This window comes from Dehalobacter sp. (genome assembly GCA_023667845.1).
Taxonomy (GTDB): domain Bacteria; phylum Bacillota; class Desulfitobacteriia; order Desulfitobacteriales; family Syntrophobotulaceae; genus Dehalobacter.
Window position 1 is genome coordinate 1 of sequence record JAMPIU010000010.1, and the last position, 1,794, is coordinate 1,794.

A 1,794-nucleotide genomic window follows, 5' to 3' on the forward strand; every position below is an offset into this window, starting at 1 on the left:
TAAGTATCCCTTTATTAACTGTACAAATTGTGGGCCGCGTTTTAGCATAATAGAAAGAAATCCCTATGACAGAAAGAATACAACCATGGACTTTTTTACCATGTGCCCAAAGTGCCGGGGGGAATATGAGGAACCAATAAGCAGGCGTTTTCATGCTCAGCCTAATGCTTGTCCTGATTGTGGCCCTACATTGGCTTGCCTTGATGCTGAGATGAGGCCAGACTCTGAAGATTATGCGGCTTTACTGGAACGAGGTCTTATTGGAGCTGTAAAAAGTATTGGCGGATTTCATCTTGTGTGTGATGCGAAAAACGAGGGTGCTGTCAACAAACTGCGGCGCAGAAAGAAGAGAGAAACAAAACCTTTTGCCGTTATGGCAAGGGATATTGAGACGTTAAAAAGATACTGCATAGTATCTCAGGCCGAAGAAGAGCTATTAAACAGTCATCAAGCGCCCATTGTGATTTTGCAGCAGGTAAAAGAGACGGGACTTCCATATTTTCTGAACCCCGGTCTGAATAGTCTGGGTGTTATGCTGCCCTACACACCCCTTCACCATCTCCTTTTTGGTTCCCGGCTGGAGATCCTGGTAATGACCAGCGGCAACAGGAGCGATGAGCCCATTGCCTATGATAATGCAGAAGCCCTGGCGAGGTTGAGAGGAGTTGCCGATTTTTTCCTTTTGCATGACCGCAACATTTTAAACCGATGTGATGATTCCATAAATAAGGTCGTGAGGAATAACGTACAAATCATTCGGAGGAGCCGAGGATATGTACCCTTGACAATCAAGGTTCAATCCACTCCATATCCGGTGTTGGCTCTGGGCGGCGATTTAAAGAATACCTTTTGTTTGCTAAAGGAAGATAACGCTTATCTAAGTCAGCATATGGGCGATTTAAGCAATAAGATTTGTTTTGATGAGTTTACGAGGGCTATTGCAAACTATCAGCAGTATTTTCAGGCCAACCCTGTTGTTGCAGCCCATGATCTCCATCCGGATTATATTACGACCAGGTTCGCACAGGGCCTGGGAATTGAAACGGTTGGCATTCAGCATCATGAGGCGCATCTTGCCAGTTGCCTGGCCGAAAACAACTATGGTGGAGACGTGCTGGGGCTTGTTTGTGACGGGTCGGGATATGGGCAAGATGGAGCAATTTGGGGCTTTGAATTTTTTGCCGGTAAAATCGGGTTCTTTAAACGTCTGGCCCATCTGGAATATGTAAAATGCCTGGCAAGTGACGGCATGGCCTTAAGGCCGGATAGGATGGCCCTGTTGTATTTACTTCAGCAGGGGGAGTTCAAGGATGAAAAAGGGTTGGCAAGGTACTTAAAATTGCCGGAAGGGGAGGGGGCGCTCTATAAAAGATTGCTTGCCGGCAACCAAAATTGCATCCTCACTTCCAGTTGTGGGCGTCTTTTTGACGCTGCAGCGGCCATTTTAGGAATATGTACTATGAACAGGTATGAAGGAGAGGCGGCCATGAGGCTGGAAGCGTTGTGCCGTGAAAGAACTGAGGATTATTATCCTTATTCTATTGCAGCTGCTGATTCTATGAAGATAATTTCAGTACGGAAAATGTGGCCTCTGGTTATGAAAGACCTTGAGAAGAAGAGGGATAAAGGGTATATTGCGGCCAAATTTCACCATACCGTGGAAAAAATGATTATCGAAACCTTTAAAGTGCTTCGTCTGGAGACTGGTATTAGTACAGCAGCCCTAAGCGGAGGCGCAATGCAGAATGCTTTCCTGTTATCAGGGCTTTTAAACAGCCTGGAACAGGAAGGATT

1 protein-coding gene is annotated in these 1,794 nt (G+C 45.9%); it reads left to right on the top strand.

What is annotated here, in order from left to right:
* Positions 1-49: 49 nt before the first annotated feature.
* On the top strand, positions 50-1,794 hold a 1,745-nt coding region (hypF, locus tag NC238_00730; protein MCM1564480.1), incomplete at its 3' end, for a carbamoyltransferase HypF.